Annotated in this window: 25 protein-coding genes and 1 tRNA gene; 12 read left to right on the forward strand and 14 right to left on the reverse strand. The window is 53.6% G+C overall.

All coding sequences use genetic code 11. From position 1 onward, the window contains the following. Nucleotides 1–68: 68 nt before the first annotated feature. The 6 genes from ACR0NM_RS13825 to ACR0NM_RS13850 all read left to right on the forward strand — a co-directional run bounded on the left by ACR0NM_RS13825 (nt 69) and on the right by ACR0NM_RS13850 (nt 8,036). Nucleotides 69–890 carry a prephenate dehydrogenase gene (locus tag ACR0NM_RS13825; RefSeq protein ID WP_331252663.1) on the forward strand — a complete coding sequence of 274 codons (822 nt, stop codon included), beginning with the start codon at nt 69–71 and terminating at the stop codon, nt 888–890. Between the two features lie 258 nt (nt 891–1,148). Further along, a complete protein-coding gene (locus ACR0NM_RS13830; RefSeq protein WP_170790512.1) occupies nt 1,149–2,891 on the forward strand; it encodes a sigma-54-dependent Fis family transcriptional regulator in 1,743 nt (580 codons plus the stop codon). A 148-nt stretch (nt 2,892–3,039) separates the two neighbouring features. Next, nucleotides 3,040–4,839, forward strand: a complete 1,800-nt coding sequence (locus ACR0NM_RS13835) for an NAD(P)/FAD-dependent oxidoreductase (protein ID WP_170790466.1) — start codon at nt 3,040–3,042, stop codon at nt 4,837–4,839. A gap of 387 nt (nt 4,840–5,226) precedes the next feature. Then, nucleotides 5,227–6,786: an acetolactate synthase large subunit gene (locus ACR0NM_RS13840; protein ID WP_480615240.1), complete on the forward strand. Its 1,560-nt coding sequence runs from the start codon at nt 5,227–5,229 to the stop codon at nt 6,784–6,786. A 449-nt stretch (nt 6,787–7,235) separates the two neighbouring features. Then, nucleotides 7,236–7,493, forward strand: a complete 258-nt coding sequence (locus ACR0NM_RS13845; RefSeq protein WP_171728211.1) for a YjhX family toxin — start codon at nt 7,236–7,238, stop codon at nt 7,491–7,493. Between the two features lie 9 nt (nt 7,494–7,502). Continuing rightward, nucleotides 7,503–8,036, forward strand: a complete 534-nt coding sequence (locus ACR0NM_RS13850; RefSeq protein ID WP_170790463.1) for a GNAT family N-acetyltransferase — start codon at nt 7,503–7,505, stop codon at nt 8,034–8,036. Between the two features lie 73 nt (nt 8,037–8,109). Here ACR0NM_RS13850 and ACR0NM_RS13855 read toward each other — a convergent pair whose 3' ends face one another. The 4 genes from ACR0NM_RS13855 to ACR0NM_RS13870 all read right to left on the reverse strand — a co-directional run bounded on the left by ACR0NM_RS13855 (nt 8,110) and on the right by ACR0NM_RS13870 (nt 11,389). Beyond that, entirely contained in the window at nt 8,110–8,679 is a 570-nt protein-coding gene (locus ACR0NM_RS13855) for a carboxymuconolactone decarboxylase family protein (RefSeq protein ID WP_142639617.1), read from the reverse strand. A gap of 137 nt (nt 8,680–8,816) precedes the next feature. Further along, the gene (locus ACR0NM_RS13860; RefSeq protein WP_170790462.1) at nt 8,817–9,302 is read right to left on the reverse strand and encodes a YHS domain-containing (seleno)protein; all 486 of its coding nucleotides are present in this window, start codon (nt 9,300–9,302) and stop codon (nt 8,817–8,819) included. Nucleotides 9,303–9,350: 48 nt separating this feature from the next. After that, complete coding sequence (locus tag ACR0NM_RS13865; protein WP_171208668.1) at nt 9,351–10,217, reverse strand: cysteine hydrolase family protein; 867 nt, start codon at nt 10,215–10,217, stop codon at nt 9,351–9,353. Between the two features lie 161 nt (nt 10,218–10,378). Beyond that, on the reverse strand, nt 10,379–11,389 hold the full coding sequence (locus ACR0NM_RS13870; RefSeq protein ID WP_480615243.1) for an AraC family transcriptional regulator: 1,011 nt from the start codon (nt 11,387–11,389) through the stop codon (nt 10,379–10,381). Between the two features lie 194 nt (nt 11,390–11,583). Here ACR0NM_RS13870 and ACR0NM_RS13875 point away from each other — a divergent pair, with 194 nt between their 5' ends. Further along, a complete protein-coding gene (locus tag ACR0NM_RS13875; protein WP_480615245.1) occupies nt 11,584–12,456 on the forward strand; it encodes a bile acid:sodium symporter family protein in 873 nt (290 codons plus the stop codon). A 520-nt stretch (nt 12,457–12,976) separates the two neighbouring features. Here the strand turns inward: ACR0NM_RS13875 and ACR0NM_RS13880 are convergent. Next, nucleotides 12,977–13,558, reverse strand: a complete 582-nt coding sequence (locus ACR0NM_RS13880; RefSeq protein WP_480615246.1) for a TetR/AcrR family transcriptional regulator — start codon at nt 13,556–13,558, stop codon at nt 12,977–12,979. A gap of 124 nt (nt 13,559–13,682) precedes the next feature. On the opposite strand from ACR0NM_RS13880, the gene ACR0NM_RS13885 reads away from it, so the two are divergent. The 3 genes from ACR0NM_RS13885 to ACR0NM_RS13895 all read left to right on the forward strand — a co-directional run bounded on the left by ACR0NM_RS13885 (nt 13,683) and on the right by ACR0NM_RS13895 (nt 16,721). Next, nucleotides 13,683–14,273: a YceI family protein gene (locus ACR0NM_RS13885; RefSeq protein WP_170806683.1), complete on the forward strand. Its 591-nt coding sequence runs from the start codon at nt 13,683–13,685 to the stop codon at nt 14,271–14,273. Between the two features lie 65 nt (nt 14,274–14,338). After that, nucleotides 14,339–14,878, forward strand: coding sequence for a luciferase domain-containing protein (locus tag ACR0NM_RS13890; RefSeq protein WP_254451568.1), 540 nt, complete (start codon nt 14,339–14,341; stop codon nt 14,876–14,878). 478 nt (nt 14,879–15,356) lie between these two features. After that, nucleotides 15,357–16,721: an alpha/beta fold hydrolase gene (locus ACR0NM_RS13895; RefSeq protein WP_170806685.1), complete on the forward strand. Its 1,365-nt coding sequence runs from the start codon at nt 15,357–15,359 to the stop codon at nt 16,719–16,721. Nucleotides 16,722–17,082: 361 nt separating this feature from the next. Here ACR0NM_RS13895 and ACR0NM_RS13900 read toward each other — a convergent pair whose 3' ends face one another. The 7 genes from ACR0NM_RS13900 to ACR0NM_RS13930 form a co-directional block, all read right to left on the reverse strand. Beyond that, the gene (locus ACR0NM_RS13900; protein ID WP_171188030.1) at nt 17,083–17,679 is read right to left on the reverse strand and encodes a hypothetical protein; all 597 of its coding nucleotides are present in this window, start codon (nt 17,677–17,679) and stop codon (nt 17,083–17,085) included. Nucleotides 17,680–17,874: 195 nt separating this feature from the next. Then, nucleotides 17,875–18,186, reverse strand: a complete 312-nt coding sequence (locus ACR0NM_RS13905; RefSeq protein ID WP_170428344.1) for a hypothetical protein — start codon at nt 18,184–18,186, stop codon at nt 17,875–17,877. A 144-nt stretch (nt 18,187–18,330) separates the two neighbouring features. Beyond that, nucleotides 18,331–18,495 carry a hypothetical protein gene (locus tag ACR0NM_RS13910; RefSeq protein WP_170428341.1) on the reverse strand — a complete coding sequence of 55 codons (165 nt, stop codon included), beginning with the start codon at nt 18,493–18,495 and terminating at the stop codon, nt 18,331–18,333. Next, complete coding sequence (locus ACR0NM_RS13915) at nt 18,488–19,546, reverse strand: hypothetical protein (RefSeq protein WP_170736793.1); 1,059 nt, start codon at nt 19,544–19,546, stop codon at nt 18,488–18,490. The genes ACR0NM_RS13910 and ACR0NM_RS13915 overlap by 8 nt, the downstream gene beginning before the upstream one ends. Nucleotides 19,547–19,549: 3 nt before the next feature. After that, nucleotides 19,550–19,729 (reverse strand): hypothetical protein, encoded by a 180-nt coding sequence (locus ACR0NM_RS13920; RefSeq protein WP_170408637.1) that lies wholly within the window; start codon nt 19,727–19,729, stop codon nt 19,550–19,552. Then, nucleotides 19,729–20,235 carry a eukaryotic translation initiation factor 4 gamma gene (locus ACR0NM_RS13925; protein ID WP_170408636.1) on the reverse strand — a complete coding sequence of 169 codons (507 nt, stop codon included), beginning with the start codon at nt 20,233–20,235 and terminating at the stop codon, nt 19,729–19,731. Before ACR0NM_RS13925 ends, ACR0NM_RS13920 begins: the two co-directional genes overlap by 1 nt. A gap of 19 nt (nt 20,236–20,254) precedes the next feature. Then, nucleotides 20,255–20,348: transfer RNA gene (locus ACR0NM_RS13930), tRNA-OTHER, on the reverse strand. A 464-nt stretch (nt 20,349–20,812) separates the two neighbouring features. On the opposite strand from ACR0NM_RS13930, the gene ACR0NM_RS13935 reads away from it, so the two are divergent. After that, nucleotides 20,813–21,787, forward strand: coding sequence for an adenylate/guanylate cyclase domain-containing protein (locus tag ACR0NM_RS13935; protein WP_480615248.1), 975 nt, complete (start codon nt 20,813–20,815; stop codon nt 21,785–21,787). A gap of 85 nt (nt 21,788–21,872) precedes the next feature. Here the strand turns inward: ACR0NM_RS13935 and ACR0NM_RS13940 are convergent, their stop codons facing one another. Further along, nucleotides 21,873–23,393, reverse strand: coding sequence for a DUF2779 domain-containing protein (locus ACR0NM_RS13940; RefSeq protein ID WP_170619612.1), 1,521 nt, complete (start codon nt 23,391–23,393; stop codon nt 21,873–21,875). Between the two features lie 60 nt (nt 23,394–23,453). Continuing rightward, nucleotides 23,454–24,230 carry a 2-keto-4-pentenoate hydratase gene (locus ACR0NM_RS13945; protein WP_170408633.1) on the reverse strand — a complete coding sequence of 259 codons (777 nt, stop codon included), beginning with the start codon at nt 24,228–24,230 and terminating at the stop codon, nt 23,454–23,456. A gap of 123 nt (nt 24,231–24,353) precedes the next feature. On the opposite strand from ACR0NM_RS13945, the gene ACR0NM_RS13950 reads away from it, so the two are divergent. After that, complete coding sequence (locus tag ACR0NM_RS13950; protein WP_170408632.1) at nt 24,354–24,551, forward strand: DUF3955 domain-containing protein; 198 nt, start codon at nt 24,354–24,356, stop codon at nt 24,549–24,551. Nucleotides 24,552–25,080: the final 529 nt, after the last annotated feature.

A 25,080-nucleotide genomic window follows, 5' to 3' on the forward strand; every position in this document is an offset into this window, starting at 1 on the left:
GATAGCTGCGGGCAATTTATCATTGGTTTTCCGCTGCCCCTGACAGCGGTCAACATGCAAACGACCTTGTGCCGGGCGGCAAATTCAAAGGTCGCAAAATGAACAACAACAGCAGTAGTCAAAATACGTCGCTAGGCATCGTGGGGTTTGGTGCGTTCGGACAACTTGCAGCACTTCATCTCGGACAGCACTTCGAGATATCGGCCTACGATCCGTCGCCGGACCTTGCCAAGATCGCAAAGAAACTCGGCGTGCGTCTATCATCCTTGCACTCAGTATCGCAGGCTGATGTGATCCTCATTGCGGCACCAGTGTCCTCTTTCGAGCCGGTTGTCAGAGAGATCGCGGTTGCTTGTAAACCCGGCGCGCTGATTGTCGATGTTGGCTCAGTTAAAGTAATTCCCGCAGAAATCATGCGGCGGCTGATGCCGAACCATGTAGACATCGTCGCAACCCACCCCTTGTTTGGTCCTCAAAGTGCCGCGACAGGTATTGAGGGTCTAAAGATCGCGGTCTGCCCCATTCAGGGAAACCGGCATACAAGGCTGGCTGCGTTTTTACGCAAAGCGCTCGGACTGACCGTCATCATGACAACACCAGAAGATCACGACCAAGAAGCAGCAGTTGTCCAGGGACTCACGCACCTCATTGCCAAAGTGCTACTGAGAATGGGACCGCTGCCAACGCGCATGACAACGAAAAGCTTTGACTTGTTATCTGAAGCGATTTCCATGGTTCAACACGATGCGCCTGAAGTATTCGAAGCGATTGAGAAGGCCAATCCTTACGCCGAGACCGTGCGACGACAGTTTTTCGATTTGGCCGCAAGTTTGAGTGTCGAGCTGGATACAGCATCGACGACGCTACCGCACACCGAAAACGGAAATTGATGGAGCAGCATCGAAGGGCAGGTTTGTCCGCGTCTTATCAGTTCATGCCGCGTGCAGCGAACGTCGATCCTTATCAGACCGGCCCTTGGCGCAGATCGCGGCGAAGGTGCCAGGAGAGTCCGAAAGGGCTCAATGCTGCGCGTTCAACGAAGGTCAGCTTGACGAAGCAAAGCGCCAATACGTTTGCCAGACGAAATTTGAACATAGGCGCGAAGCCATCCTCATGCTAATTTTAGAGAGGATTTGTAGGGCGGGAAGCTGTTGGATCGCCAGCACACAAAAGAGATTGACCGTGTCTTAAGCGGGTTCGATACAGGGAGAGACCGGCTTGTCGCGGACAGCTGGCAGCGCTGCGTTGAAACCTATGGTATGGATCCCTCACGGCAGGAACCCGCGCATATCCTGCCTGACACCAAATTCCGTGAACATCTGGAGCAATCGGAACGTCTGATCACAACAGCGCGCTCGGGGCTGCAATCTTTGTTTGCGCAGGTTGCAGGGCAGAACTACGTCCTGCTGCTTGCTGATGCGGATGGCGTCTGCGTCGATTTCTTTGGCGACCGGAACTTTGAGGACGAACTCAGAACTGCCGGTCTTCATCTGGGATTCAAGTGGACGGAAGAGTTGGCAGGAACGAACGGGGTAGGGTCGTGCATCGTTACAGGTCAGCCGGTGACGATCCATCAGGGGGATCATTTTTCGATCACGCATACGCCGCTGTCTTGTACGGCAGCGCCTATTTTCGATACCAAAGGTGGTCTTGCGGCTGTTCTGGATGTTTCGTTGTTGCGTGGCCCTTCGCCTAAGGCGTCGCAGAATCTGGCCATGACATTGGTGACGAATTCCGCCCGTCGCGTCGAGATGGCAAACCTGATGGCATCGACCAGGCGCGATTGGGTCCTGCGCTTTTCAGCTAGCCCCGAATTTCTTGAGGTCGATCCTGAAGCGGCGGTTGCAGTGGACGGAAGCGGCAAGATCATTGGTATGACCTCGGGGGCCCGACGCGCACTGGACCCGGACGGTTCGGGCCACCTGATCGGGTCGCAATTGCAGGACTGGCTTGAAATCAGTGTTGATGACATGCCCGAATTCATGCGCGGCAGGCCCTCAGAAGACCGGGTATTGCGCCTCAAGGACGGGCGCGCGCTCTATGGTCATGCCGTTGCGCCACAGACGTCGCAGATGACAGCGGCCCTGCGCAAGCGAGAACAGGTTCTGCCCGGAGCCCTTGGCAGTTTTGCTGGGCCGGATGCGGACCTTCAGCAGCTTTTGAACAATGCTGCACGTCTTGCACCGACCAGCCTGCCGCTTTTGCTGACTGGTGAAAGCGGCACGGGCAAGACCAAACTGGCGCGTGCGATCCACATGGCCGATCCTGCGAGACAGGATTTCCACACAGTGATCTGCTGCGATACCGAGACATTCGATTTCTGCCAAACCATCGACCCCGGCACGCTGTACCTGCGCGGTGTTGAAGACCTGAGCGAGCCTGCACAGGCCTCTCTTTTAGCAGTGCTTGAGCGGCGGGCTGATCTGAGGATCATTGCCTCATGTCGGCAGCCCCCGGCGGGATTGCAGGGCGGTCTGCGTGAAGATCTGCTGCACCGGATTGCGGGGGCCACATTTTCTCTGCCGCCTTTGCGCCACCGAGCGGATCTGGATTGGCTAATTGATCGCCTGCTTCGACGGTTTGCAAGCCATGATATTCACCTGTCGACAGTCGCGCGCGCCGATCTGAAATCACGACTATGGAGCGGCAATATTCGTGAACTGGAACATCTGCTGCACAGCGCGGTCGCCCTGTGTCAGGACAACATCATCGACTTGACGGATTTGCCAGCCCCGGCGCTCGCCCCTGCGCAAAAGCTGGACTCAGATGATCTGGAAGCACTGCTGCGTGCTTGCGATTGGAATATGTCTCAAGTGGCGCGACGCCTTGGCGTGAACCGGTCGACAATCCTGCGCCGTGTGCGAAAGGCCGGGCTTATTCCACCTGCATAAACGCACATGCCTTCGTGTTGCGCCCTTGTTGCGCGCGCAACAAGTCTTGGGTTTTTTGGCCGAAGTCAAGCGTTGAGCCGCCAAATCGACTTGCCCGAAGGGACGCGGATTTGTCAGCCTTTTGCTCCGTGGAGATAGGGAGGATGACATGCTCGACACAACACTCTCGGATCAGGTGCAGGGGTTCCTGGATGACTTCGGTGCGGCTTTATCCCAAGGCGATATCGATGCCGCCTGCGATATGTTCCAGGACGATTGCTATTGGCGCGATCTGGTCAGCTTTACCTGGAATATCAAAACGGTCGAAGGCAAGGCGCAGGTGGCAGATATGCTCGCGCACCAGTTGGCCACAACAAAGCCGAGCGGTTGGAAAATAGCTGAAAGTGAAGTGCCCACTGAAGATGGCGGAATAACCACCGCATGGATCAAGTTCGAAACCGAAGTGGCACGCGGCTTTGGGTTAATCCGCCTCAAGGATGGCAAGATATGGACCTTGCTGACCACGATGGTCGAGCTGAAAGGTCATGAAGAGCCCAAAGGGTTCAACCGCCCACTTGGGGCCAAGCATGGTGCGGGTAAACACAGGACCACATGGGCGGAAGAACGGGCCCAAGAAGAGGCTGAACTGGGTTACAAAACACAGCCCTACTGCGTCATCATCGGCGGTGGTCAGGGTGGGATCGCCATGGGCGCGCGGCTGCGACAGCTCGGCGTCCCGACAATCATCGTTGAACGGAATGACCGGCCTGGCGACAGTTGGCGCAATCGCTACAAATCCCTCTGCCTGCATGATCCGGTCTGGTATGACCATCTGCCTTACATCAAGTTCCCGGAAAACTGGCCCGTCTTCTCGCCCAAGGACAAGATCGGTGACTGGCTTGAGATGTACACCAAGGTGATGGAGCTGAACTATTGGACGCGAACGACGGCCAAATCCGCCACGTTTGATGAAGACAAGGGCGAGTGGACCATCACGGTGGACCGGGACGGCGAAGAGGTTGTACTGCGGCCCAAGCATTTGATCATGGCGACCGGGATGTCCGGCAAGAAACGCATGCCTGATTTTCCGGGTATGGATGTTTTCAAAGGCGAGCAGGTGCATTCCTCGGAACATGAAGGTCCCGACAAATGGGCCGGTAAGAAGGTCGTTGTGGTGGGGTCCAACAACTCGGCCCACGACATCTGCGCGGCGCTTTGGGAAAACGATGCCGATGTAACAATGGTGCAGCGGTCATCAACACATATCGTCCGCTCGGACACCCTCATGGAAATCGGACTGGGCGATCTCTATTCTGAACGTGCGGTGCGTTCTGGTATGACAACCGAAAAGGCCGATCTGATTTTTGCATCGCTGCCCTATCGCATTCTGCACGAATTCCAGATTCCAGCCTATGCCGCGATGAAAGAACAGGACAAAGAGTTCTATGATGGGTTGGAAAAGGCCGGGTTCTGGCTGGATTGGGGCGACGACGACAGCGGGCTGTTCATGAAATACCTGCGCCGCGGATCAGGCTATTACATCGACATTGGGGCCAGCCAGTTGATCATTGATGGTGAGATCAAGCTGAAACGCGGTCAGGTCACTGCGCTTGATGAAACCGGAGTTATCCTTGATGACGGAACGCATCTGGATGCTGATCTGGTGGTCTATGCGACCGGGTATAATTCGATGAACGGCTGGGTTGCTGACCTGATGGGTCAGGACATGGCGGATCGGCTTGGGAAGTGTTGGGGTCTGGGCTCTGACACAACCAAGGACCCGGGGCCTTGGGAAGGCGAGCAACGCAATATGTGGAAGCCGACACAGCTTCCAAACCTCTGGATGCATGGTGGTAACCTGCATCAGTCCCGACATTATTCACAATTCCTGTCGCTGCAAATAAAGGCCCGAATGGAGGGTGTACCAACGCCGGTCTACGGCATGCAAGAAGTGCATCACCTCAGTTAAAGCATGTGCCGCGACCGAGAAGCAGACTTTCAATTTATTCGACTGAAAGTCTGCTTTGGCCGCATCTTGCCAGTTCGTGCGCCACGCCGCGAAAGGCGCTCCTTCCCGAAGCCGTCGTTCATGGATCTCGCGGCGAATGTGCCGGGAGAGCCCAAAGCGGGCGTGCTCGCGCGGTGTCTATCTCACCAAGTGTTTGACTGCTTTCGCTCTAAGTTTTGGCCCCGCCAAAAGGCACGGTCTTAAGTCCGGTGACTGCTCCACGTCGCGAGCGGTTGCGGTGCCATGCGTCGTAAAGTGTAGTGTCGAGAGGAAAATATGTTCAGAAAGAAGGTCTTTTCGTGCGAGCATTGTCATCAAATGATCGCTTGAAATCAGGCTAGGGTTAAAATGAACGGCGCTCAATCACTCGTAAAAACCCTTTTGAACAATGGCGTGGATACAGTCTTCGCAAATCCCGGCACCTCTGAAATGCACTTTGTCGCTGCCTTGGATGAACACCCGGAGATGAATTGCGTTCTTTGCCTGTTCGAAGGAGGAACGACAGGGGCGGCGGACGGATATTTTCGCATGAAACGTGATGTTGCGGGCACGCTGCTGCATCTTGCACCAGGATTTGGCAACGCATTTGCTAATCTGCACAATGCCAGAAAAGCAGGGTCCGGGATCGTTAACATCGTGGGCGATCATGCAACGCACCATCTGCGCTACGAAAGCCCTTTGAAGGGAGACATCCTCGGTGTCAGCCAAGCGGTCAGTCAGTGGACGCGAGTATCGTCTAATGCCACCGACGTAGCTAGGGATGGAGCGGCAGGGGTTCAAGCAGCCCGCGCGCGAAACGGCCAGATCGCGACCCTTGTCCTGCCTGCCGACACAGCTTGGAACGAAGCGAACGCAGCGGCAAACCGTTTGGACACCAGTGAAAGCCTCCATCGACCGTCAATGGGCGAGATAGAGGCCGCGGCAGCCCGTCTTGTAACGCCGAACGCCGCGCTGATGATTGGCGGATCAGCCCTGTTTGGACCACAGCGTGAACTAGCGGGACAAATTGCTGCCGCGACGGGGTGCCGGTTGTTGGCCGATACTCTGATACCGCGCATTTCCAAGGGCGCAGGAACAGCAAAGCTAGATCAACTGGTCTATCCGATATCGCCCAAGATCGCTCAGCTTGATGCAACGTCTTCGATCACTCTGCTTGGCACAGACAGGCCAGTCGCCTTTTTTGCTTATCCCGGGAAACCAAGCGTACCCGAACCTCCGTATTGCCCCATTACCGACTTATGTACGCCCACAGATGATATCGAGTGGACGCTGCGAGCGCTCGCCGACGCGGTCGGGGTCACAAGCAAAACGGTGGCAGAAACCCATCCGCTCGATCTGCCGGACATTCCCAGCGGGCAGTTGACCCTCGAAAAAGTTGGTTTGGCGTTGGCAGCACTGATCCCGGAAAACGCGACCATCTGTAATGAGTCCGTGACGTCCGGGTTTCACGTCATTCCACCGACAGCCACCGCTCGACCGCATGACCTACTCGCAGGCACCGGCGGCGCGATTGGGTTGTGTTTGCCTTGTGCGACGGGTGCGGCTATCGCCTGCCCCGACCGAAAAGTCATCGCACTAACCGGCGACGGGTCCGCCATGTATACTCTTCAATCATTGTGGACCATGGCCCGCGAAAATCTGGACGTGACAATCGTTGTGTTTGCGAACCGCGGTTATCAAATCCTGCGCGATGAACTCACAAATGTCGGTGTGGCGAGCTATGGTCAGAATGCTCAAGCTATGTTTGACGTGGATAACCCGACACTGGACTGGGTATCTCTGGCGAAGGGCCATGGTGTTCCGGGGACACGCGCAGATGACATGGACAGCTTTGCGAAGGCGCTCTCTGCCGGTCTCTCCAGCGACGGGCCATCTCTGATCGAAGTTGTGTGTCCCACGCCAGTATGAGTATTGTAACACGGAACCTGAAGAGCAGATGAGACTAGGGGTGCAAATTGCGGATCAGTTTAATGTGATACTGTGAAATGACTTTGCGATGGACCGAACGGCGGTCAAATTACCGCTTTCTACACAATGCAGTCAATCACACACCGCACAGCGAGCGACTGGAACGAGCCCATTCCTCCCACAAACGCGTGTCGCGGCGAAAGACTGCATTGAAACACGCCGCCTCCCCAAAAAAGGCCGCCGTCCATATTGACGCGACTCGTTTGAATGCCTATTTGACCGTCTCGTCTGAGGCGTAGCGCCTCGCATTATGGAGATTTTATGAAAGAGTCCCGGGCCTAACGCCCGTTCCTGGCGAAGCAAATTCAGGAACACCAACATTGATAGGCACACTCAAGCGCAACGCTGAGTGCCCTGTTTCTGTACTTTCGTAAAATCGAGACATCCCAATGAACATCTCAAAGCACGAGCAACGTGTTTTGCATGAACTCGCCCTTGGCGGGTCCATCCAATTTGAACACCAGCCGAACGGCAAAGTACATGATGTCACCTGCTATACGCGCAGCGGTCATGTGTTGTCTGACTGCACCCTCAATATCTTTCAGCGCCTTCTTAAAAAGCGCCTGATCCGCTCGAAAAACGGTGCCCCCTATCGCGCGTCTGCGCTGGGGATCAAATCCGTACGAGCCCAAATGAATCAACGATAGGAGAACACTATGAAACAAACAGACATCAACGCCATTCTGGGCATCCACCGACAGGCCTTTGGTCAAGCGGATGGAGAAGCTGAGGGAGAGGCGATTGCACAGCTTGCCAAAGCCTTTCTCGACAATCCAGACACAATCTCGATCAGTGTTGAACGAGAGGGGAAACTAGCGGGCAACGTGCTGTTCACGCCATTTGTCTTTACGGACCACCGCGACACCAAATGCTACCTTCTGGCCCCGTGCGGCGTGTCACCACACCATCAGGGTACAGGTGTCGGGAAAGAATTGATGGAGACCAGCATCGGGCACCTAAAGTCTATCGGGGCTGACGCCGTGTTCGTGTTGGGTGTCCCGACCTTCTATCCCCGCTACGGGTTTGTCCCAACCGACAAGCATACGCCTTACCCCGATCTGTTGACGGCACCCGAGGCATGGATGGCGCTTGAGTTGACTGAAGGCACCGTCGGGAAACTGAGCGGTAAAACGCAGGCGATCCCGCAGTTCATGGATGCGCATTGGTGGGATACGTCGCAGCACGACTGATCGAATAGCGTATACTCAACGCAAAAACTGAACCAGACATTCGCCTCGATTGGAGAATGTCTGGTTTGGTCCGCTATTCAGCCACTGCCGCGACCGAGGCGATCCATGCATTTGGCACAAAGGCATCATCCAACGCGGTTTCCGCCACATGGTTCGTATAGTTCGACAGGGTTTTCAACGCTGTGCCGAGGATGACTTCCAGCATAGATCGGCGTGTGTAACCAGCCGTCAGAAACGCCTCGACCTGTGCGTCGCTGGGCCAGCCTCGGCTTTCGTTGATCACGATGGCGAATTTGCGCAGCGCTTCCAATTTGGGGTCGGCGATAGGGCTGCCATCGCGTAACGCTGCGATCACGTCTTCGGGGACACCGGCCATCTGTGAAAGAGTGGTATGGGCGGCCATGCAGTACTTGCACCCGTTCAACCGGTTGTTAGTCATAAGGATGATCTGGCGCTCAGTCTCTGACAGGCTGGTCTTTCCAAAGATGCTGGAAAGTGTCGTATAGCCTTCCAAAATTGCGGGCGCTTCGGCCATGGCCGCATAAAGGTTGGGTACAAAACCATATCCTTTCAGCGATGCTTCCAGAATTGGTTTCGCGGCATCAGGGGCTGAGGCGATTGTATATGTCTCAAAATCAGTCATGTCTGGTTTCCTTTGGGAAGAGTTTTCGACACACGCGAATTGTCATTGCGGACAGGGTGTCTTGGAGAAATGCCGGCCTTTTGGGGAGGGGAGAGGCAGCGGTGGCTCCGACCGGCAAAAGCCACCAAATTCCTCGATCAAAGGCTGCCGACAGGCGTGTGGTGGATGTCTGCCCACTTGGCATGGGCGCCTTGGATCACGGTCTCTTTGTCCTCAAGGTACTTCTTGAAGATTTCCTCATTCACAAAGAGATAGAGCTTGTCGTCCACGATATCGGCATACCGAACATCGCCATCAAGCTTCTTGCCTACATAGACGCCAAAGGCGCAGAACCCGCCGAATTGAGGCAGATGTGCCGTCGGATCCGCCTCGAATGTGGCTTTCGCTGCCTGCGACGCAAAATAGTAGTCCACTCCATCATGGGCCGATGTAAAAGTGGCGTTGCCCATTTCGGGTATTTCGGCTTCAAACATCGATACAGGATCGACGCCATGCATGCCGAGGGGCTGCCCAGTCAAGGTAAGACTGTTCGAAACGTTGTATTCATCGTCAGCCAATGCCGCCGCCGCCAGGGCGAGAGTCAACGCTGTTGTAAGCGCGGGAAATGTAAAGATGCGTGTCATGATATGTCCTTTCAGGATGCTAGGATCAAATTTGAAGATCGATTTGGGTCAGGCCGATTGGCCAATGCGCTCAACCGCGTCGTCGGTCCACCAGACGCCGTTGGCGACCATGCGGAAGTTGATGATGGCGGCGAGATACCCGTCACCTTCAGGCACCTTGGCCCCGGCTGTGGCATCGCGAACGACAGCGACTTCGTAGCCCAGCTCCAGCAGCTCGTAGAGATGCGCCTGCGTACACAGGTTCGCCGACATCCCCGCGAGGATCACCTTGTCGATCTTGCGTTTACGCAATTGCAGGTTCAGGTCATTCTGAGCAGGGCTGTAAACCTTGTGTGGCGAGCAAATGATGGTTTCGCCATCCTCGATGTACTTCTTGTATTGCGGCATCCAGTCGGCACCTGAGCCCTCGAAGTTGTCCAAATTGAGCGGTCCCAGGCGGTCAAACATGCCGATGCTGTGCATCGTCGCTTCCAGAGTGCCCTCGAACTCCCACTTGTGGTCATGTGGGTAGTAATAGTGGGGCGAGATGAAGACCGGCATCCCCGCAGCCTTGGCGGCAATGAAAAGCCGTTCGATATTGTCGACCGTGCCCTGTTCGGTCACGCTTTCGCCAACGACGCCCCACGTCACACCGTCCTCTGACAAAAAATCAATCTGGGGGTCGGTCACCACAAGCGCAGTACGCCCCGGTTCGATGGTCATGTCGATTTGGGGAAGGCCTGGATTTTCCGGGTCAGCATAGTAGGCGCGTGCTTCGCCGGTCGCGGCAAGGGCCTGCCCGCCAGCCACTATTGTTGTACCTGCCGCGGCCGCACCGGCGGCTTGTTGCAAGAGTCGCCGGCGCGCCATATCAACGCGTTCGGGCGTGACGTCGCAAGCGCAGCTTGCTCCATGTTTGTGGTCATGATTGCTCATTGCAAATTTCCTTTGTCTGAGAGGGGCAAATGGGTTTGCTTTACTCGGCGGCGCCCCAGGTGGATCTGACAAAGAAGAAGCTATGCACCACATCGATTGAGGTATCGGCCCGCCCTGCCAAGGTTTTGGCCGAACCTGCCATGTGGTCTTGAGGTGTGTGCCTAGTCGGAGGTCGCTTGCTGCCTGAATCGTGCCGGAGCCTGGCCAACCCAGCGCTTGAAGGCGCGGCTGAACGTGCTCTGTTCCGAAAACCCGGTCATAAAGGCGATCTCGGCTATGGAAGCCTTACCGTCACGGAGCAGGTCACGAGCAAGTGCAACTTGTGCCTGACCAAGAACGTCGCGATAGGTCAGCCCTTCCTCGGCCAACCTGCGGTAAAGCGTGCGCTCGCTCATTCCCATCTCTTGTGCGACATGCGCTGCTTGCGGCGCGCCGTTACTCAGGGCCGGTGTAAGCCGGTGGACAATTGCTTGGCTCAGTGAGGTGTCGTCATCGCGAGAGTTGAACTCCTCATCCAGGTGCTTCGTCATGAAATCTGACAACCCCGGATCGCCAAGACGATTTTCGCTTTCCAGCATAGCAGGGCGCATAGCAATGGCGTTGTGGGCGCTCCCAAATCGAACCGGGCACCCGAAATATTCGGCGTAACGCTCTGGTTCTTGTCTGCATGGATGCTGAAACGAGACATATGCGAGCGACAACCCATCGCCCACAAACCGATACATGTTCCTCGCAAAGGCCGCAAGCGCGCATTCGTTGCGCAGCTCCAAGGCAGCGCGATGTGATGTTTGTCCCTCAAAAATCCAAAGGACCGGATCGCTGGTTTCATCAAGTCTGTAAACTGCGGTGTCCGTGACGAGACGAAAATAGCGCTCGATCCGTTGCAATGATTGCCGCAAGGTCGGAGCTGTCTTAACGGCCAGGCCAAGTACGCCGAGATCATCGGTCGCAATCGCGTTTGCATAGGCCTCGACCAACGCGGCCTCGTCCGCTTGTTGCGCACGAATCCAATCTATCAAATCGAAATACGCATCATCCGCCAATTGGCCGTCTTGAGCTTCTGGCAAACGCAGCACGACAGCGCCATTCGAAATCAGGGCGCCATCGTCGTTCAGCGTCATCCCGGCGGCGTTGGCCATCGCGCGGGCGAATGCGTAAGTTACACTTGCCATACAGTGAGATTAGCACTGGAAAGCTCTTTCACACCAGATCGTCCAACCCTGTGATAGGTATAATAAATAGAGACAGCCTCGATCTTCGGGCGCTTGAGGATCAATGCGCCAAACTGATAAAACTCGTCATCAGGTTTTCTGAGCGGTATCGTCCGAAAGCGTGCGGAAGCATGCAGTCATAGAGGTCATGGTAGATGGGCGAAATTTTTATATCTGTGCTGCTGCCGCTCGCAGTTGTTGTCATCATGTTCTGCCTTGGCCTCGGACTCACAGCGGCTGACTTTCAACGCATCGGACGACGTCCACGGGCCTTTTGCGTCGGGGCTCTCAACCAGATCATTTTGCTGCCTTGCATCGCTTTGATAGTGACCTTTATCTTTGGGATTTCCGCCGAGACAGCCGTTGGCATTATGATTTTAGCGGCCTGTCCGGGCGGGGCGATCAGTAACATCGTAACCAAGCTTTCGAATTGGGATGTTGCTTTGTCCGTTACTCTTACAGCAGTCTTCAGTCTGACTTGTGTCGTTACCGTACCGCTTATCCTGGAGTTTTCGATGCAGATGTTCATGGGGGCAACTGCGCCCGCTATCGACATCTCTTCGACGGCTTTAGCGATGTTTTTTTTAACAGCTTCTCCAATCCTAGTCGGGGTGACCGCGCGGTCATTGGCGCCGCGGATTGTAGCCGCGGTCGAACCAGTCTTTAGCAAGGTCTCTATGCTACTTTTTGCGATGGTCATCGGAGGCGCGATCATTTCAAACTGGGTGGTGGTCGCGGATAACTACCTTAGGCTTGGACCCGCACTTTTTGTTGTAGGTGCGTCACTCACGTTTATTGGCATCATGAGTTCAGGGATGCTCGGATGCACAGACATCGAGGCGAAGACGATTTCAATTGAGACCGGCGTTCAAAACGGAGCTTTGGGAATCGCAATTGCCACTTTGCTGTTGCCTAACACCAATGGGTTAAGCGAATATGCCATACCATCCGCAATTTATAGCGTGGTCTGGATCGTAACAATGTTGCCTGTCTTCGCCCTACTTGCGCGAAGAAGCCCAATTTCATGATCCTGACGCCTATTCTCTAGCTTTGGTTATGCGCTGAGCCAAGTCCCTTCGTTTCCATGCCAGAGCGCCGTCTGGTCAAAGAGCGATCAAGGAGCTCCAAAGCCCGTTGTGGAACGGCCGCTTTGGCGATTTTCCCTGTTGAAGGGAAGAGCTGTTGCTGCCAGTGCGGTGGATCCTGCGTCAGCGAAGGTGTAGACGCCAAGGTCAGTTTTGTCCGCAAGTCGGAATTGCAAAGTCTTGGATTAAGTGTCCGGATTGGGCTGGACCTGCCAAACATGCAAGCCGCGGAGAATGGCCGCATCGAGCCCACTTTGGCCGATGCCGCGCGTTGCCCGAACTACAGAAATGCGCAGAACGCGGACTTTGCAAAATTCGAAGAACGATCATTGCGAGTCTTTGCCGAGACCTTTTGGAGCAACCGCTATTGGGAACTAGCTGGATATGCTTTTGATCTAATCTGCTGCTCTGCCGAAATCTCGCGCCTGTTGCAGGTCGCTTTGATTGCAAAGTCAGGCGATGGTCACTGTCCCGAATTGGTTTTCGCGATACTGCAAAGCAGATCAACATGTCGATCCAACCAATCCTCGTCCAAGGCCTCGTGACGTATGAGCTTGCGGAAATAAGGTGCCGCGACTGCTAGTTCTATAAGCTGTTCAACCGGAACATCCGCGGCAATCTCACCGCGGTCTATTGCGGCTGCAAATACTGCTTCAACACTTGCGAACCTGTCTTTCATGAATTCCGTGATCACCAGCCGTGCTTCTTCATCTGTGGACGCAGCGGCGACCACCTGAGGCGCGATTTGGCCCCATGGTGTGTCATTCAAGGCCCCCATCAATACACCGAGTAACCAGCGCAGGTCAGATCGTAGCGGGCCATCGGTTTTGGGCGGTATGTTCGGCGGTGTTGCGATGCGCCGGAATGCTGCATCACGCAGACTACGCGCATCTGGCCAGTGCCTGTAAAGTGTACTGCGCGAAATGCCTGTTGCCTTTGAAACTGCGCCATGAGTTACGTGCAGCACGCCTTCATCCATCAGTATCTTTTGCGCAGCATCAAGCGCGGCCTGCCGTGTGGCGATCAGCCTAGGATCTTCTTTCAATCGCCCCTCCTATAGAACATCTTGTTGCGCTGTAGAACATTATGTTCTATAAGTATGGCCAGCTAAAAACTAAAGCTCAATACTCGATTCCGCGAACACGTCTTGTCAAAATGGGAGCGTATCAATGTTCAAAGTGGCAGCAACCCCGCTGGCGGTACTCTTATCGATGGGCGCGACAAACGCATTGTCCGAGAGTGGCACCTACGAGCTGGATCCTGGACATAGCCAGGTATTGTTCAGCTACGACCACATCGGTTTTTCAGAAACATTTGGAATGTTCTCAGGTTTTAGCGGTGAGATAGAGTTCAACGAAGATGATCCGTCATCATCATCTGTCTTAGTGTCTATGCCTGTAAAATCCATGATCACGGGCTGGGACGCCCGTCTGCAACACTTCATGTCCGATGACTTTTTTAGCGCGAGTGACAGTGACGTGGTCACATTCGCCTCGACCAGCATTGAAGTGACCGGAGACAATACCGCGAATATTTCTGGCGACCTGACCATGAATGGCATCACCAAACCTGTTGTTTTGGAAACAACGCTTAACAAGTCAGCTCCATACCCGTTTGGCCCAAAAGAGGGCACGCCGACCCTGGGCCTGGCAGCCACGGCGACCATCGTGCGGTCTGAATTCGGACTTGGGGCATTTGCGCCAGCGGTGAGCGACGAGATAGAGCTCTTGATCAATATCGAAGCGTTAAAGGCTGAATGATGTGTGCAAGGGCGCCGATACTGCGCTGAACGCTCATTCCTTGATTTTGGCGGATGGTCAACACGATGAATGAAATCCTGAGAGCATTGGCGGTTGCTGCAACGGCGGTGGCATTGACGTGCCCCTTGGCATCCGCACAAGAGCGTTCCTTGCCGGAGCGCACCTCACCCCGTCCTGAAACGACAAGCGGCGTACCGCATACTCAGATTGGTGTCGAAATTGATACCGACTTGGCCAAGCTATTGCTGGAGCGTGTTGCGCAACTCCCAGGGGTCACACTTGGCCCGACACGCATATCGCTTCCTGGCGCGATTGGTTTTCAGCTTGATCCCGACATGCTGCTGTCTCAACCGAACTCTATCGTGGGTGGGTTTGAGTTTGCGCATATGCATCCTGATGGCAGCTTGCACGCGTCGCTGCATCCGGCAACGGCGCGACGGGCAATTGAGGCTGGCTGGGCCGTAGCTCACCCTTGGGCCAAGCAACGTCCTGGGTGGAGCGGCTTTGTCATGATATATACACCGACCACACCAGAAGAGTTGGATGTCGTCATCGATCTGGTAGAAAGCTCGTACACCTTCATCACCGGCAACACCTTGGGCTAAGCTCGAATTGCGCGAAAGTGTGCGGGGACGCCTGTTTCCTGTCAGAGAGCAGTTTCAGCCACCTTGTTTCTCGCAGTGACTTTTTCTTAAATTGTCGCCGTGGCGAAGCGCTCGATACCTTCAAGCCTTTCGCACCAATGGTAGCTGCCGTCCGCTTTTTAGATTTTGCAAAGCTCAGAGTCGAAGTTCCGCTTCGGGCTGCCATCGGTCACAGATGAGAAGAGCTACGGACTGACACTTTTAGAATTGATATTTCGAAGTGAACCTTAGTTAACAACGCGAAATGCGTTAATCATTCACCTTAATTCTAGGTTTCGCCAGCCAATAAGACATTTTGCTCGGCTGTGTGTTTCAACGCAACTTTGGGAACTTGCAGGCTTAGCAAAATACCCAGGCACAAGTTTTGGTCACAAAAATCTATTCGTCTGTTAATTTTGGTTCAGAGGAATTGGTTTAGCTAAAAGGATCACATCGACTGATGAAGCGGAAAATTGCTGCGATCCTAAGCCTCGATGTCGTCGATTATACCAAGCGCATGTCAGAGGATGCTGAGACCACGCTGAACACTCTACAACGCATTTTGGACGATGTGATCAGACCGTTGGTCCATGAAAACAAAGGACGAATATTCAAGCTGATGGGAGATGGTGCTTTGGTTGAGTTTGTTGCAGCCACAGACGCAATTAATGCTGCCAGCCAGATTTTCAATCAGATGAGAGATGAAGACGTAACACTTCGAGGAGGTCTCCACGTTGGCGACGTAATGCCAAATGGCACAGACTTGTTCGGAGAGGCCGTGAATGTTGCGTCGCGCCTTCAGTCCAGCGCGCATATTGGAAGTTGTCTCGTCAGCAAGACAGCTGCTGAAGTTGCGGGAACTTCGCTGGCGGTTGCTTTGCGACCAGAAAGCTCGATACGGTTGAAGGGAATTCCAAATCCAGTTGAAGCCTACTCTATTGATTTAGATGGTGACAAAAGACGCGCAAAGAACAAGCTGCTGGCTAGCTCTCAAGACGTCCGCTTTGCAAAATCAAAAGACGGTACAACGCTTGCCTGGACATCCACTGGAAGTGGTAGAAAGTTACTGGTCACACCAAACTGGCTTAGGCATCTGGAATACGATTGGACGATGAACACCATCGCCGGGTGGTTGCCGCTGCTTTCTGAAAATCACTGCCTTTATCGGTTTGATGGTAGAAACAATGGCTTGTCCCAGAGGGGCGTGCAGGATGTGTCTTTGAATCGGATCGTCGAAGATGTTGAGGCCGTACTGGACGCAGCCGGGATCGAAAAAGTTCCACTGTTTGGCATTTCTTTTGGGGCAACCATTGCCGCGGCTTTTGCCGCAAATAATCCTGACCGTGTTTCGGGGTTGGTTCTACTCGGTGGATTTGCACAAGGACTCGCGGTGCGTTCACAGCCCGGAATTGCCGCGCTTGGGCAAGCAATGATGGATATGAGTCTTGAAGGCTGGAACGATGAATACCCTTCTGCAAGAGACTTGATGGCGCAATCATTTGCTCCAACCGCAAGTCCGCATGACCAGCGCACTTATGCAGAATTTATGAAAGTGGCAATGGACCATCAGGATTGGCTCAAGATTGGACCACTGGTCGCAGGGGTCGACGTAACCGATCTACTTCTGCGGATCACCTGTCCGGCTCTGGTTATGCACGCTAATCGAGACAGGATGCACAGTGTTGAACAAGGTAGGATTTTCGCCTCCGGCATCCAGAAGGCGCGCTTTATTGGCCTTGAGACAGCAAACAATACGATGCCAGAGTATGATCCTGCCTGGCCTAAAGCCCTAGTGGAAATAGAGCGTTTTTTGAATTCAATTTGAGCAGTGTACGTTGTTCATCGCCAAAACTTTGTTGTTCGAAGGTAAGAGGATGCCGTGCGCCCTTCGATTTTCGATACTGGAATTTAAAAACTCTAGGCTTCTCGTCATCGACCGCTTTGTCCTGATCTCGGAAATTGCAAAGTCTTGTTGCGAATGTCCGGTTTGGGCTGGTTGCGGTCAACCATGCTTATCGTAGAGACTGGTAGTACATGGTTCCGCAGAGCAGTGTTGGGGAAATGCTTATCCGGGGCGCTTTGGTTCCTAGCAGGAGAGGCGCTAAGAAGAAGCGCGCACTACTACAACGACAGTCGCCATAGACTTCTTATGTTTAATTTTGGGTAATGGCGGCAGGTAAGCTGTACTAGCGGTCTGGGTATGTATCGAGTTTGCCCCAGAGATCATCAACCAGATCTGAGAAGCCATCATTCGAGGCCTCCTTGTGCAGTAGACCAGCTCTTCGCCGGCGTTCGACCTCGGCCATTAGTTCTTCCTGTGTGGCTGTCTCAACCACATCACATCGAAGAGCTTCAATCTCGTCCGCTGTCCACGACTCAAATTTGTCAGCGTAGAAGCCCAGGGAATACGGCTCGTCATCAGAAATCTGCTTGATCACAGCATTCCAGTCTTCGCTCTGGTTCGATTCCTTTTCGACCCTCTCATCTAGTTCGCGGATAGACTTGCGGATCATCGGCAGCAGCTCTGCCTCAACGCTTTCTTCGCCCGCGCCGGTCCCCGCAAGCCAAAGGTCTGCGATCTTGCGGACGAGCCTCCAGACCGTCTGATTTCGAGGGTGGCCCTTAATCCGGCCGCCTAGACCTTTTTCTTGAATGCCAAACCGCTCGGCAGCACGTTCGTTCATCCGGATATTGTAATCGGACACGTCCGCGAGTTCTGAATCGTTCTCAGCCACAGCTCGGGCGACCTCTTGATCACCAACATAGACAACCACCTTCAACATCCCGCTACCCCTTCCTTCGCCGGTTCATCACTCGGTCCAGGTGGCTGTAGTCCAGATCTCGCATGATCCTTTGCACTCGCTCTGGATCGACTTCGCGATCTTTTCCAGCGGTGTAGACGATGTGTCTGACGTAGATCGCCAATGCGACAATGATCACGGCGGATAAGATCAAGCTGAAATGCTCGGGCCCCATCACTAAGTCTTCTTCCTCGGGTCTTCAATCCCGAGGTCGTCGAACACGTTGCCGCTACCATCAGTGATCTCGACATCATCGTCGTCAGTCACTAGATCCCAGGTGTTCTCTTTGACCCATTCATCCCGCCATTTGGGCGCGTCGGCCGGACGCTGTGCAAAATCGGCGATTTGCTCGAAAATCATTTTGCGCAATGCAAGCCAGACCTCCGGACCCTCTTTGCGACGAGCTTGCAACTCTGCGATCAAGTCATTCAGAGGAACATCCTGTAACGGGCGCCCGAAGATCTCTTCTTCTGAAAAATCATCTGTCATCGCTCAACATCCTCGACACTGATCGTCAAGACTAAGATCTTGTTTGGTTTTACAGTGATCTCTTTTCATTCAATCTCTCGAAGTTTGCCGTTCACCAAAGTCTCGCAGATTACGAAAATTGGGATTTCCTCTTCTGTAGTCTCGTCACTCATCTGGCTTACCCTGCGGATCAGGCACCTTTCGAGACCGGATCTCATCCGAGGTAATCGGCTTGGTTAGTTTTGCTCGACCAGCCGCAATTTCAGCCTCCCGAAGCCTAAGCAAACGCAAGGTTTGTTCATCCAGCTCAACGTCGTCGTCATCACCCATCAGACTTCTCCCGAGTACAATAACAGTGAGAACAGAGCACTTGAGACCTATCGGCTGTCCGAACGATGTCACCAACGTGGCCACACTCTTCACACGTCACACCGCATCGAAACTTCATCCAGTCAGCGTACTCCTGAATGAGATCGTGGTATCGACTGAAACCGATGGAAATCTTGCCATCCTGGCCTTTCTTAATATCCGAGATCTGAATAGTTCCAGGGTCCAGTGCCCTGAAATCCTGACTGAAGGAAAGCTTGTGGAGTGCTTGCGAAATCATCACGAGCCAGCCCTTTCCGACAGCAGGAACAAGAGATGCGCAATCCGGAGAAACGAGGTCTGGATAGTTTTTCACAATGTCCAGCCTCAGGCTGTCGGGCCAGGATTCTTCGGCGCCCTCAAATCGCCGCCGCAGAGCATCATTGTAGCACCAGCTGCAAAGCGTCGTCACAAACCCAAGGATGGTCTGGCGTTGGGCAGAATTAGAACAACCTTCACAGGTTTGCTCAATCTGAGCGACACGCCATTGAATCTCTTCACTCGTAGCCTGGTTGCAGCCTGGGCCCTCATAGACGCGCATACCTCCCAATTTCTGTTTGATCTGAACGATGGACGGGTGTTCATCACCAAACAGGTCGGGCTGCTCGTCGATCAACCTCTTCACTTTCTCAAGTGCAAGCGTAAGCTGCTCCACCCACCCGGCACGATACTCACCAAGCTGCTTGAAGACGCTTCGATGAATATCATTCCAGTCGACAACACTGCCCATCACTGACCTCCGGGCCCGCGCCTCTTTGAGATCGTGTGAAACCTCCGCCATAGCATTCATCATACGGTCGACCACTTCGCGGTCTTCACACTCGACATGCAGACACTCCGCCGACCATGTGACGTCAGAGACGTGCGGAGCTGGGTAGTTGTGCGCCATCACCAAACGCATCTCTTCGGCGTACCAGGCGTCAAATGAGCGGAGATCATCTGGAGCTCCATGCTCCTCGATCACACCTCGAACCTTTTCCCGGAATTCCTTCCAACTCTTTTCGACATCATCCATCAGTCACATTCTCCAGAACTTGGTCTTGTTGAGATGGAAGACCCCTCTCGAGATCTGGCAAAGGGCAATCAGCGGGACATGACCGGTGGCCAGTGAGCCCGTATTCATGAGCTTCCGGGCGTAGTTCTCATCATCGTAGTCTTCCATAATCTTATTGAAGGTCACTTGTTGTTCGGCGGTCATCACCATTCCTTCTTCACGCACGCAGGGCACCGATTACGGTCATCCGTTCGGTCGATCTGACCGAAATAGCCACAAACTGAGCAGGTCATTCGATCTCGAGCAGGCTTTTTTCGAACGCCAAAAAGCCTCTTCCTTTTAGGGTGGCGCTTGCTCGCGACATCATGCGCGCACCAGCAACAAAGTGTCTTGTACCAGCCGTCCAGAAGTTGGGTCTCGGCACTATTCCCGCATCGTTCACAGCTGTGATTTGCACGCGCAATCGTCGCAGCGATCATCGACTGAATTTGTCGATCATCACACCGGTGGTAGATGCGGAGCTCGCCGATTTTCTCTTTGATCTGAAGGACAAAGGGGTAGGTGGCACCCTTCAGATCGCAGTATTCCTTAACCTCTGTGAAGAGCACCGTGACCAAGCCGGACCAACCTTCGGGTGTGCTTCCGAGGTTCTCCTCGACCGATTGCTTGATGTCGTTGAAATCAATTGCGTTCGTGACGTCGTCCGCCATGTTGGACACCTCCTGAGAATGGTAGGAGGCGTCGGAATCGAACCGACTCGTGCACTCTAATCTGGAGCAATTACAAGGATATAAGCCTCGCCCGCATACCAATGCTGCCTCCCACGGATTTTGCGTGGGTTATCGACCTCAGGCCGATATTCGATGGCAGTGGATGCGTGTGAACGTCATGTCCGCAAGCTGAACCAGTTCGTATAACCATGTCAAGACGGAGCGTGCTGTACTTAGAAATTCACCGCGTAGTTCTGGGAACCTTCTAGCTTAGCGTGTGCCCGATACACTGATGCATGTTATTTTGCGGGTCAGTACAGCATCGAGTAGCTCTCAGACAGCGAAGCGATTCGATACCCTGTGATCCGGAATCGAACTCAGAAACTCCGTCGATAGTTCGCTCTGAACCGACGCGCGTCTTTTTATCTGCGTCTAATGCGCTCCGTTCTGGAGAAATACAAAAGTCTTGATCTGACCAAACCTCAGCGGCGGCATTGACCTGCATCTTTCGAAAATGGAGATCCCGGTTGCAAGACCTTGTAAGTCTCATTCCATTTAGCGTCTCGAGTCATTTGTGATGATACGTTCCTCACCTGAACTGCTGGCAGTTTCGAGGCGTTGGTATGAAATACTCAGAACCAAAAAGAATACTGACGAGTTGCAGGATTTTCTGTCGAAGGTAGATGAACTACGGTTTGTTGGGACAGGCGAAGGAGAGTTTTGGAGTGGGCAAGCAGTTCGCGATGGGGTTAGCGGCTTTTTCGCGGAGATCCCTGCTCCCGTCGTTTTCGAAGAAGTTGAAGCTGAGGCCTTCGAAAACGGAGACACGGGATGGTCATCCTTCGTCCATAAGATTCAGTTTGTCGGCTTTGATGAAGCCGTATTTTACCGCACCGTCCTGATTTTTGTCCTGGAGGGAGCGGCCTGGAAGATCATCAATCGCCACGCTTCAGTGCCCACTCCAAATATTGAACTCGTGGGTAAGGAACAGCTAGCCATCCAAAAATTGGTTGATGCTGCGCGTGAAGATGGACCCGAGCTGGTCCAAACCGAAGGTTTGGCTTCGGTACTTTTCACTGATGTAGAAGGCAGTACAACGTTGGCGGAGGCGTTGGGCGATCAGCGTTGGTCGGTGCTGATCGAAAACCACTTCCAAGTCTTGGCGGCGATCATTGAAAAGCATTATGGCCAGTTCGTGAAATCCCTCGGAGACGGAACGTTGTCCGTCTTTCCGTCCGCGAAAGAAGCACTGACGGCCGCTATCAAGATTCAGAAGGCCATTGCATCGGTATCCGCGGAGCCATCTTTCGATGTTCGGATTGGAATTCACACTGGTGATGTCGTGCAATCTCGTGGAGATTTTTTCGGTACGGTGGTCAACAAAGCATCACGCATAACGACCGTTGGTGCGGCAGGCGAGATACTCGTTTCAGATGCGACTCGCGCTATGGTCGGAGGACGAACCGATTTCTCTTTTTCTGAAATAGAACCCAGACTCCTGAAAGGTCTACGCGGTCACCACGTTTTGTATCGGCTGGATTGGCAAGACTAAGTCTTGGGGGCGCCGTAACTCCGGCAAATCGCCTAGTCTCGTAGGGGAGCAGCACCGCCAGTTGTTTTGAGGTTCGCGCCACAGCTCACATCGCCAGCAATTCCTGATGAATTGCGACCATTGCCCAAGTGTCGCGCGTGCAATACGCCACAAGATCAGAATAGACCTTCTCGCGCGCTGGATCATCCGGTTCGGTCAGTGTTACGTCCTTCCAAAGGCGAGACGCGCTCGCCCCCTCTTTGATGTCCAGATCATCGTATGAAAGTTCTGGCAAAAACGCTGGAAGAACGGCCTTGATAGAGGCGCTTCCTTTGAACGCAGGATCGTTGATCACTTCATCCGCAAACGGCTTCATCAGATCTACAACGCGTGCATTTAGGCCTTCCAGGAACTCTGCATGCTCTGGATAAGTTTCCGCCATTTCCGTATTGCGCGATTTCTCGAACGGCGCATACCAAACCACTAAAGAGCCAACGTCTCCTATGTCCTCACGAAGCCTTTTCAGCAAGGCTGGCATCGGGTTACTGGCGTCTCGGTGGAGATACTCCCTGTGCTCAATTTCTCCGCCAGGCTCATGCTGGACATGCAAGGAATACTGGAAAGCCACTTGCTGATAGGGACGCGTTCCGTCCCAGGGTGGCAGCAAACTCTGAGACGTCTCGTAGTCAAAATAATAAACCGGATAGACAATCTCGCTCAGAAACCTGCTCAACTCCTGATGATCGATTGTGCGCCCACCATTCGCCGTGGCTCTCAAGTAGCGTTGCGTCGACTTGCCCAACACAAATGGATCGCTGATCTCGTCAATCTTTGTGATCCCATTTGCGATGAGTTCGGAGGCTTTTTCCGAATTCATGAACGGAAGGCGGTGGATACTGTCCTGCGCGAGAGGTGGGTCGAGTTTTTCGCGAATTTCCAGCCATTCACCGTAGGATTTAAGGCGCGCACGTTCGGGGGACGGGTCAGGCATCGTACCGCTGGCAACGACGCTCAATGCCTGATCGATACGCGTGCGTGTTTTTTCGAGCTGCTCAGTCACCGCATCCGTGATGTCAGTGATGCTGACAAGCTCTTGCGGATTGATTTCGCCGTTTCTGACGTAATCACGGTTCACATGTGCCACTTCGCAGCGCGCAATGGGGAACCCCGCTGCCTCAAGCACGACACGCTGGAATGCGAGATCAAAAGTGTGTTCGGGCTTTGCAGAAGTTCCGCTCTTGATCTCTGTCAGAACGTACCCATCGCCGCTGCGGCTCACGATGTCGGAGATGCAAGTTATGGTTCCATCTTCATAGCGTCCCTGAGCCACGGCGTTCGCACCATCTCTCCAAGCATCCAGAGTGCGTGCAGGCAGAGCTTGGTATTCAGAAAAATCTGAAAAACCGAGGCGAACGAGATCACCAAAAAGCTCCTCTGCATAAGGCTCAAACGCGTGCCCCTCGTCAAAGCGTGCTTGCAATGAGGGGTCAATTGGCGGCAACAGATGCCTGGCGTGTTTTTTGATCCATAGCCAGGCAGGGTGCCTGAGAAACATCATGTAATCTGATTTGGATAGCATCGTGTAATTTGCTTCCCAGAATTGATGGAACCAGTGGAAGACCATCATGGTCAGCTATTGAGAGCAACTTTTCTTTGGTGCAGTCGGCGTCACCAATCTATCAAAGCCTCATGTAAATCGTACCGATAGCTCGGTGTCCATCACGCCACTAAAACCAGCTGACCATTCTTCACCCGGAGACACTGGCCATGCGTCTGTCAAAGTACCGGTTGTAACCAGCTCGCCTCCCTGAAGCTGGTCGGCTTCGGAGAGCAGAGATACAAGATGAGCCAGGACTTCAATTGGGCCTCCAAGCGCGTTTTCACCTTTGCCGGACTCGATGGCCTCGGTGCCCTTGAACAATGCTAGTGGCACTTCGGCCAAGCCGATCAAAACATCATGCGTCGCCGCGATTTTGTCGCCAAGAACAAGGCAGCCGTGCAATCCTTGTGCTGCGATTGAATCTTCGACTGAGAATTTCCAGTCGGGATAAATCGATTGCACGATTTCAAATCCCGGGGCCACCCATTCCACGCAACCTGCCAACTGCTCATTGTTCATTTCAGCCGTCGGCGCATCGCCGAGGCCAAGTACGATTTCTGGCTCGATTCTCGGTTCTGAATACCTTGCCAAGTTTACCGGCTGATCAGTCGAAAACAGCCCATCTGAGTGAACCTCTCCCCAAATGGGTTGATCCACACCATAAACAGGCCAAATCGTGCGGTTCGTGAAGCCGACTTTTCTGCCAACTCTTTCTTTGCCCAAAATCTCGCGGACACGACTAGCAATCGAATATGCGTCATCCAGCGATAGCTGTCCTGCCTCTGAAGACAGTTTAGGTATCTGCCGGGCAGAGGTCAGGGCATCAGCGATTGTCTTAGCGTTAGCTTCAATATCTCTTGTCATATTCGCATTATACGCGCCTACGGCTGGATTGCGATGCAATCAAGGTATTGAAGAACTAGGCTCCTCAATTCACAGGTATGAAAAACGATGCTAACTATTGGCCCATTCCGTTGGAGACCTGACATGACCAAACTTCGCCTTTTTGGTATCGTCATCCTTTTCCTTGCAGCACTAAGTGGGCTTTCAGAGCACCTGTTTTATGGCGGTGTCGACCCAAACGGCGTTCTGCAAGAAAGCTTCTTTTTGCCGCTGACTTTCATTCTCGCAGCAATTGGCGTCGTTGTGCTCGTAGTTTCGTTGTTCCAATCACCGCGTGACTGAGACGCGTCCGTCAGTTAGAACGCTGTTCCAAAACGCAAATCGGGTAATCTCCAGGATGGCGACCTCCGCCCAAGTCTAGGCAGGCCTCCTCATATTGGTAACGTTCGACCGCACGTCCCGCTAGGAACATGCATAACCCGACCGTCAATACGGTGAGCGCCAACAGTATCTTCGTACTCCGTGTCATTGCTCAGTTTATTGTTTCATTCTCTTGGATTCAGTCAACCAGCTTTCAGATCTTGTCGAAAATTGGCAAACTCTGAAACTCAAAATTCAAATTGGTTTCGTCGAGTTTCTGAATAAGGGACGCGCCCTCGATAAGATCAATCTCGGTCCAGAAGTTTTGGCCTACTAGCTTGAAAAGGTGCGTATCGGCGGAGCGGTGAGCATCTGCATTGATCTTAGCTATCGACTCCGAAATCCAATGATCCATGCCTATACTCAATGGCGCTGTTCAGCACCCGTCAAGCTCGGGAAAATCGTTTCAAGGCTTGACCTTTTGCGACGGCTTCTACGCAAAGGTGCGTAT

This window comes from Ruegeria sp. AF2, assembly GCF_056542025.1.